The organism is Klebsiella sp. MS 92-3 (assembly GCF_000195655.1).
Classification (GTDB): Bacteria; Pseudomonadota; Gammaproteobacteria; order Enterobacterales; family Enterobacteriaceae; genus Klebsiella; species Klebsiella pneumoniae.
The window spans coordinates 659-8,745 of the sequence record NZ_GL882809.1 but is presented as its reverse complement, the minus strand read 5'-3'; the positions used below and the strand labels follow the sequence as shown (position 1 = coordinate 8,745).

8 protein-coding genes are annotated in these 8,087 nt (G+C 58.3%); all 8 read left to right on the top strand.

Annotated features, from left to right (window positions below; genetic code table 11):
• The first annotated feature begins 225 nt into the window (after positions 1–225).
• On the top strand, positions 226–747 hold the full coding sequence (gene fecI / locus HMPREF9538_RS13500; protein ID WP_004118235.1) for an RNA polymerase sigma factor FecI: 522 nt from the start codon (positions 226–228) through the stop codon (positions 745–747).
• Complete coding sequence (gene fecR, locus HMPREF9538_RS13505) at positions 744–1,697, top strand: ferric citrate uptake sigma factor regulator FecR (protein WP_004118237.1); 954 nt, start codon at positions 744–746, stop codon at positions 1,695–1,697. Before fecI ends, fecR begins: the two co-directional genes overlap by 4 nt.
• Positions 1,698–1,782: 85 nt before the next feature.
• A complete protein-coding gene (gene fecA, locus HMPREF9538_RS13510; RefSeq protein ID WP_009485148.1) occupies positions 1,783–4,107 on the top strand; it encodes a TonB-dependent Fe(3+) dicitrate receptor FecA in 2,325 nt (774 codons plus the stop codon).
• A gap of 44 nt (positions 4,108–4,151) precedes the next feature.
• Positions 4,152–5,054: a Fe(3+) dicitrate ABC transporter substrate-binding protein FecB gene (gene fecB / locus HMPREF9538_RS13515; protein WP_004118241.1), complete on the top strand. Its 903-nt coding sequence runs from the start codon at positions 4,152–4,154 to the stop codon at positions 5,052–5,054.
• Positions 5,051–6,049 (top strand): iron-dicitrate ABC transporter permease FecC, encoded by a 999-nt coding sequence (gene fecC / locus HMPREF9538_RS13520; RefSeq protein WP_004118243.1) that lies wholly within the window; start codon positions 5,051–5,053, stop codon positions 6,047–6,049. The genes fecB and fecC overlap by 4 nt, the downstream gene beginning before the upstream one ends.
• Positions 6,046–7,002, top strand: coding sequence for a Fe(3+) dicitrate ABC transporter permease subunit FecD (gene fecD, locus HMPREF9538_RS13525; RefSeq protein ID WP_004152281.1), 957 nt, complete (start codon positions 6,046–6,048; stop codon positions 7,000–7,002). Before fecC ends, fecD begins: the two co-directional genes overlap by 4 nt.
• On the top strand, positions 7,003–7,770 hold the full coding sequence (gene fecE / locus HMPREF9538_RS13530) for a Fe(3+) dicitrate ABC transporter ATP-binding protein FecE (RefSeq protein WP_004152282.1): 768 nt from the start codon (positions 7,003–7,005) through the stop codon (positions 7,768–7,770).
• 53 nt (positions 7,771–7,823) lie between these two features.
• On the top strand, positions 7,824–8,087 hold a 264-nt coding region (gene tnpB, locus HMPREF9538_RS0127730), incomplete at its 3' end, for an IS66 family insertion sequence element accessory protein TnpB (protein ID WP_228701567.1).

Sequence of the window (8,087 nt, the reverse complement as noted above, 5' to 3'; positions counted from 1 at the left end):
GGGGGGGGGGGGGAGGATGTCAATAATAGCAGACCACATCATGATGTCATTCTGACCGACAGATGCCAGAAGCAGAGGATCCATCCCATTTTATACCTACCTTATAACACTTAGAAAAACAACATGTTAAAAATGTTTATTGGAAACAATTTTATTTCCAATTGTAATGATAACCATTCTCATATTAATATGGCTACGTGATAATTAACTTTTGATGCACTCCGCATGTCTGACCGTGCCACTACCACAGCTTCCTTAACGTTCGAGTCGCTTTATGGCACCCATCACGGCTGGTTGAAAAGTTGGCTGACGCGCAAACTCCAGTCTGCCTTTGATGCAGATGACATTGCCCAGGACACTTTTTTGCGGGTAATGAGCAGCGAAACGCTCTCGACGATCCGCGATCCTCGCTCTTTCCTGTGCACTATCGCCAAACGCGTGATGGTGGACCTGTTTCGCCGAAACGCGCTGGAAAAAGCGTATCTGGAGATGCTGGCGCTTATGCCGGAGGGGGTAGCGCCTTCACCTGAGGAACGCGAAAGCCAGCTCGAGACCCTACAACTCGTCGACAGCATGCTGGACGGGCTAAACGGAAAAACACGTGAAGCGTTTCTGCTTTCGCAACTGGATGGCCTGACATACAGCGAGATTGCGCACAAACTCGGTGTTTCCGTCAGCTCCGTGAAAAAATACGTGGCGAAAGCCGTCGAGCACTGCCTGCTGTTTCGTCTGGAGCATGGGTTATGAATCCTTCGTTAACCGATTCCCGCCGTCAGGCGCTGCGTTCAGCTTCCCACTGGTATGCCGTGCTAAGCGGCGAGCGCGTCAGCCCACAACAGGAAGCGCGCTGGCAACAGTGGTATGAACAGGATCAGGATAACCAGTGGGCCTGGCAGCAGGTTGAAAACCTGCGCAACCAGCTTGGCGGTGTGCCTGGCGACGTTGCCAGCCGGGCGCTGCACGATACCCGCCTCACCCGCCGTCACGTGATGAAAGGATTACTGCTGTTGCTCGGCGCTGGCGGAGGCTGGCAACTCTGGCAGTCGGAAACCGGCGAAGGTCTGCGGGCAGATTACCGCACCGCCAAAGGCGCAGTCAGCCGTCAGCAACTGGAAGATGGCTCCCTGCTCACGCTGAATACCCAAAGCGCGGCGGATGTGCGTTTTGATGCGCATCAGCGCACCGTCCGGCTCTGGTACGGTGAAATCGCCATTACTACCGCGAAAGATGCGCAGCAACGCCCCTTCCGCGTCCTGACCCGTCAGGGCCAACTCACCGCTTTAGGGACAGAATTTACCGTCCGCCAGCAGGATAATTTCACGCAGCTTGACGTGCAGCAGCACGCCGTGGAAGTGCTTCTCGCCAGTGCCCCCGCGCAAAAACGCATCGTGAACGCTGGTGAAAGCCTGCAGTTCAGCGCCTCTGAGTTTGGCGCAGTGAAACCGCTGGATGACGAGAGTACAAGCTGGACGAAGGGCATCCTGAGCTTCAGCGATAAACCGCTGGGTGAGGTGATAGCCACGCTAAGCCGTTACCGCAACGGCGTGCTGCGCTGCGATCCCGCCGTTGCCGGGCTGCGCCTGAGCGGGACGTTCCCGCTGAAAAATACCGATGCGATCCTGAACGTTATCGCTCAAACGCTTCCCGTTAAAATTCAGTCTATTACGCGGTACTGGATAAACATTTCACCGCTGTAAGAAAAATAATTCTCATTTCGATTGTCCTTTTTACCTTCTCGTTCGACTCATAGCTGAACACAACAAAAATGATGATGGAGAAGGTATGACGCCGTTACGCGTTTTTCGTAAAACAACACCTTTGGTTAACGCCATTCGCCTGAGCCTGCTGCCGCTGGCCGGTCTCTCGTTTTCCGCTTTTGCTGCACAGGTTGATATCGCACCGGGATCGCTCGACAAAGCGCTCAATCAGTATGCCGCACACAGCGGAATTACCCTCTCGGTTGACGCCAGCCTGACGCGCGGCAAGCAGAGCAACGGCCTGCACGGAGATTACGACGTCGAGAGCGGCCTGCAACAGCTGCTGGACGGCAGCGGACTGCAGGTAAAACCGCTGGGAAATAACAGCTGGACGCTGGAGCCCGCGCCCGCGCCAAAAGAAGATGCCCTGACCGTGGTCGGCGACTGGCTGGGCGATGCGCGTGAAAACGACGTATTTGAACATGCTGGCGCGCGTGACGTGATCCGCCGTGAGGATTTCGCCAAAACCGGCGCAACCACCATGCGTGAGGTGCTTAACCGCATCCCTGGCGTCAGCGCGCCGGAAAACAACGGCACCGGCAGCCACGACCTGGCGATGAACTTTGGCATCCGGGGCCTGAACCCACGCCTCGCCAGCCGCTCGACCGTCCTGATGGACGGCATCCCCGTCCCCTTTGCCCCTTACGGTCAGCCGCAGCTTTCACTGGCTCCCGTTTCGCTCGGCAACATGGATGCCATTGACGTGGTGCGCGGTGGTGGTGCGGTGCGTTACGGACCGCAGAGCGTGGGCGGCGTGGTGAACTTTGTTACCCGCGCCATTCCGCAGGACTTTGGTATCGAGGCGGGGGTGGAAGGTCAGCTCAGCCCAACCTCTTCACAAAACAACCCGAAAGAGACGCACAACCTGATGGTGGGCGGCACAGCGGACAACGGTTTTGGCACCGCGCTGCTCTACTCCGGCACGCGCGGCAGTGACTGGCGCGAGCACAGCGCCACCCGCATCGACGACCTGATGCTGAAAAGCAAATATGCGCCGAATAAGGTGCACACCTTCAACAGCCTGCTGCAATATTACGATGGTGAAGCCGACATGCCCGGCGGCCTGTCCCGCGCGGATTACGACGCCGATCGCTGGCAATCCACCCACCCGTATGACCGCTTCTGGGGCCGTCGCAAGCTGGCGAGCCTGGGCTACCAGTTCCAGCCGGACAGCCAGCATAAATTCAACATTCTGGGGTTCTACACCCAAACCCTGCGCAGCGGCTACCTGGAGCAAGGCAAACGCATCACCCTCTCGCCGCGTAACTACTGGGTGCGCGGTATTGAGCCACGCTACAGCCAGAGCTTTATGATCGGCCCTTACGCGCACGAAGTGGGCGTGGGCTATCGCTATGTGAATGAATCAACGCATGAAATGCGTTACTACACCGCCACCAGCAGCGGGCAGTTGCCGTCCGGCTCAAGCCCTTACGACCGCGACACGCGTTCCGGCACCGAGGCGCACGCCTGGTATCTGGATGACAAAATCGACATCGGCAACTGGACCATCACGCCGGGTATGCGTTTCGAACATATCGAGTCATACCAGAACAACGCCATCAAAGGCACGCACGAAGAGGTGAGCTATAACGCACCGCTTCCGGCGTTGAACGTGCTCTATCACCTGACTGATAGCTGGAATCTTTATGCAAACACTGAAGGCTCGTTCGGCACCGTACAGTACAGCCAGATTGGCAAGGCTGTGCAAAGCGGCAATGTGGAACCGGAAAAAGCGCGAACCTGGGAACTCGGTACCCGCTACGACGACGGCGCGCTGACGGCGGAAATGGGGCTGTTCCTAATTAACTTTAACAATCAGTACGACTCCAACCAGACCAACGACACCGTCACTGCACGTGGCAAAACGCGCCATACCGGGCTGGAAACGCAGGCACGTTACGACCTGGGTACGCTAACGCCAACGCTTGATAACGTTTCCGTCTACGCCAGCTATGCGTATGTGAACGCGGAAATCCGCGAGAAAGGCGACACCTATGGCAATCAGGTGCCATTCTCCCCGAAACATAAAGGCACGCTGGGCGTGGACTACAAGCCGGGCAACTGGACGTTCAATCTGAACAGCGATTTCCAGTCCAGCCAGTTTGCGGATAACGCCAATACGGTGAAAGAGAGCGCCGACGGCAGTACCGGCCGCATTCCCGGCTTCATGCTCTGGGGCGCACGCGTGGCGTATGACTTTGGCCCGCAGATGGCAGATCTGAACCTGGCGTTCGGTGTGAAAAACATCTTCGACCAGGACTACTTCATCCGCTCTTATGACGACAACAACAAAGGCATCTACGCAGGCCAGCCGCGCACGCTGTATATGCAGGGGTCGTTGAAGTTCTGATGTGTTAACGCCCGGCTTGCCGGGCTTTTAGCTGGAATGTGACTATGTTGGCATTTATCCGTTTTCTTTTTGCAGGCCTGCTGCTGGTGATCGGCCACGCCTTTGCCGCCACGGTTCAGGACGAACACGGCACGTTTACACTCGATAAAACGCCACAACGGATTGTGGTGCTGGAACTCTCGTTCGCCGATGCGCTGGCCGCCGTGGACGTCAGCCCGATCGGTATTGCCGACGATAACGATGCAAAACGCATCCTGCCCGAAGTGCGTGCGCACCTGAAACCGTGGCAGTCCGTCGGAACGCGCGCGCAGCCGAGCCTGGAAGCCATTGCTGCCCTGAAACCAGACCTGATCATTGCCGACAGCAGTCGCCATGCGGGGATTTACACCGCCTTGCAGCAAATCGCGCCGGTACTGCTGCTTAAGTCCCGCAACGAAACCTACGCTGAAAATTTGCACTCAGCGGCTATCATCGGCGAAGTGGTAGGTAAAAAACGAGAGATGCAGGCGCGTCTGGAACAACATAAAGAGAAGATGGCGCAGTGGGCCAGCCAGCTTCCCACAGGGACACGCGTGGCCTTTGGCACATCACGCGAACAGCTATTCAACCTGCATACCCAGGAGACCTGGACCGGCAGCGTGCTGGCTTCTCTGGGGCTGAACGTTCCCGCTGCGATGGCGGGCGCGTCCATGCCGTCCATCGGCCTGGAGCAACTGCTGGCGGTCAATCCTGCCTGGCTGCTGGTTGCCCACTATCGCGAAGAGAGCATTGTTAAACGCTGGCAACAAGATCCGCTCTGGCAGATATTAACCGCCGCGCAGAAGCAGCAGGTTGCTTCAGTCGACAGTAACGCCTGGGCGCGGATGCGCGGTATTTTTGCCGCAGAGCGTATTGCCGCTGACACGGTAAAAATCTTCCACCATCAGCCGCTTACCGATGTGAAATGACCGCGCTAAAACACCCGGTGCTGCTGTGGGGGCTTCCCGTTGCAGTACTTATTATTATTTTCTGGCTGAGTCTGTTTTGCTACTCGGCCATTCCTGTTTCCGGAGCAGACGCAATCCGCGCCCTGCTGCCTGGACACACGCCAACGCTACCAGAAGCGCTGGTGCAAAACCTTCGTTTGCCGCGAAGCCTGGTCGCCGTTCTGATCGGCGCAAGCCTGGCGCTCGCGGGCACGCTGCTGCAAACCCTGACCCACAACCCAATGGCCTCTCCTTCACTGCTCGGCATTAACAGCGGCGCGGCGCTGGCTATGGCGCTTACCAGCGCGCTGAGTCCGACGCCGGTTGCAGGCTATTCCCTGTCGTTCATCGCGGCATGCGGGGGCGGCGTGAGCTGGCTGCTGGTCATGACCGCAGGAGGCGGGTTTCGTCATACCCAGGACAGAAACAAACTGATCCTCGCGGGTATCGCGCTGTCGGCCTTTTGTATGGCCCTGACCCGCATCACCCTACTGCTGGCCGAAGATCATGCTTACGGCATCTTTTACTGGCTGGCAGGCGGAGTGTCCCACGCCCACTGGCAGGATGTCTGGCAGCTCTTGCCGGTGGTGGTCACTGCAGTCCCTGTCGTGTTGCTGCTGGCGAATCAACTGAACCTGCTCAACGTCAGCGACAGTACCGCCCATACGCTGGGAGTGAACCTGCCGAGACTACGTTTGATCATCAATATGTTAGTGCTGCTTCTGGTTGGCGCGTGCGTCAGTGTGGCAGGTCCGGTGGCGTTTATCGGCCTGCTGGTGCCACATCTGGCGCGCTTCTGGGCAGGCTTCGATCAGCGCAACGTACTGCCGGTGAGCATGCTGCTGGGGGCCACGCTGATGCTGATGGCAGATGTACTCGCACGCGCGCTGGCCTTCCCCGGCGATCTGCCCGCAGGCGCAGTGCTGGCGCTGATTGGCAGTCCTTGCTTTGTCTGGCTGGTGAGGAGGCGAGGATGAAAATTGCGCTGGTCATTTCCATCACCCTTGCCCTGGCAGGCTGTGCGCTGTTATCACTCCATATGGGGGTGATCCCCGTGCCGTGGCGCGCGCTGCTGACCGACTGGCAGGACGGACGCGAGCATTATTATGTATTGATGGAGTACCGACTGCCGCGCTTGCTGCTGGCACTGTTTGTCGGTGCAGCCCTCGCCGTGGCGGGCGTGCTGGTACAGGGGATTGTGCGTAACCCGCTAGCATCACCGGATATTCTCGGCATTAACCATGCCGCCAGCCTTGCCTCTGTGGGAGCACTGCTTCTTATGCCATCACTATCCGTGATGGTGCTGCCGCTGCTGGCCTTTGCGGGCGGTATGGCGGGGTTGATCTTGCTGAAGATGCTGGCAAAGACCCACCAGCCGATGAAGCTGGCGCTCACCGGCGTGGCGCTTTCCGCCTGCTGGGCGAGCCTGACGGATTACCTGATGCTCCTGCACCCGCAGGATGTAAACAGTGCCCTGCTGTGGCTGACGGGTAGCTTATGGGGGCGCGACTGGCACTTTGTGAAGATTGCCGTGCCGTTGCTCATTCTGTTTTTGCCGCTGAGCCTGCGCTTTTGTCGCGATCTCGACCTGCTGGCGCTGGGCGATGCACGAGCAGCCACGCTCGGCGTGTCGGTTCAGCGCACCCGGTTCCAGGGGCTGATGCTGGCTGTCGCGATGACAGCAACCGGCGTGGCCGTCTGTGGCCCGATAAGTTTTATTGGTCTCGTCGTGCCGCACATGGTGCGCAGGATCGCCGGCGGGCGTCACCGCTGGCTGATGCCCGTTTCGGCCCTGACGGGCGCGTTGTTGCTGGTCATTGCCGATCTGCTGGCACGAATCATTCATCCGCCGCTGGAGCTTCCGGCAGGCGTGCTGACCGCCATTATCGGCGCACCGTGGTTTGTCTGGCTGCTTGTGAGAATGCGATAAATGAGATTACGTACTGAAAATCTGACCGTCAGCTATGGCGCACAAACCGTGCTGGATGGACTTTCTCTCGCCCTGCCTGCCGGAAAAATCACGGCCCTGCTCGGCCCTAACGGTTGCGGGAAATCGACGCTGTTGAACTGTTTTTCTCGCCTGTTAACACCAGACTCTGGCGAGATATTGCTTGATGAAAAACCCATAGCCGGTTTTTCCGCCCGCCAGCTGGCTCGCCGCCTGGCTTTACTGCCGCAACACCATTTATCCCCCGAGGGGATCACTGTACGGGAACTGGTTTCCTACGGCCGCAGCCCGTGGCTGTCGTTGTGGGGGCGACTCTCCGCGGAAGACAACGAGCGGGTCAACGTGGCAATGAGTCAGACCCGGACGCGCAATCTGGCTGACCGCAGGTTAACCCAGCTTTCCGGCGGCCAGCGCCAGCGTGCGTTTCTGGCGATGGTGCTGGCACAGGATACCCCACTCATTCTTCTTGATGAGCCTACGACCTACCTCGATATCAATCATCAGGTTGAACTGATGCGCCTGATGGTTGAACTCAAAAGGCAGGGGAAAACCGTAGTGACGGTACTCCACGATCTGAATCAGGCCAGCCGCTATTGCGATCATCTGGTGGTACTGGCAAGCGGTCGCGTGATGGCGCAAGGTGCTCCGGAAGCAGTGATGAAACCAGAGCTTCTAAAGACGGTGTTCAGCGTAGAAGCGGAAATCCATCCCGAACCGGTATCTGGCAGACCCATGTGTGTGGTGAAGTAGTCTGGCGAAGTCATAAGGATCATCACAGGACAGATAAAGGAAGTGATAACCACCTGCCAACAGGCACCAAAATCTGGCTGGTTGCCGGTATCACCGACATGCGCAACGGCTTCAATGGTCTCGCCGCAAAGGTGCAGACGATGCTGAAAGATGACCCGATGTCCGGCCATGTCTTCATCTTCCGGGGCCGCAGCGGCAGTAAGGTCAAACTGCTGTGGTCCACCGGCGACGGGCTGTGCCTGCTGACCAAACGGCTGGAACGCGGCCGCTTCGCCTGGCCCTCTGCCCGCGATGGCAAAGTGTTCCTGACCCCGGCG

What these genes read in the sequence shown, in the direction of transcription:
- fecI (WP_004118235.1), top strand. Translation starts at nt 226, where the DNA reads ATGTCTGACCGTGCCACTACCACAGCTTCCTTAACGTTCGAGTCGCTT.
- fecR (WP_004118237.1), top strand. Translation starts at nt 744, where the DNA reads ATGAATCCTTCGTTAACCGATTCCCGCCGTCAGGCGCTGCGTTCAGCT.
- fecA (WP_009485148.1), top strand. Translation starts at nt 1,783, where the DNA reads ATGACGCCGTTACGCGTTTTTCGTAAAACAACACCTTTGGTTAACGCC.
- fecB (WP_004118241.1), top strand. Translation starts at nt 4,152, where the DNA reads ATGTTGGCATTTATCCGTTTTCTTTTTGCAGGCCTGCTGCTGGTGATC.
- fecC (WP_004118243.1), top strand. Translation starts at nt 5,051, where the DNA reads ATGACCGCGCTAAAACACCCGGTGCTGCTGTGGGGGCTTCCCGTTGCA.
- fecD (WP_004152281.1), top strand. Translation starts at nt 6,046, where the DNA reads ATGAAAATTGCGCTGGTCATTTCCATCACCCTTGCCCTGGCAGGCTGT.
- fecE (WP_004152282.1), top strand. Translation starts at nt 7,003, where the DNA reads ATGAGATTACGTACTGAAAATCTGACCGTCAGCTATGGCGCACAAACC.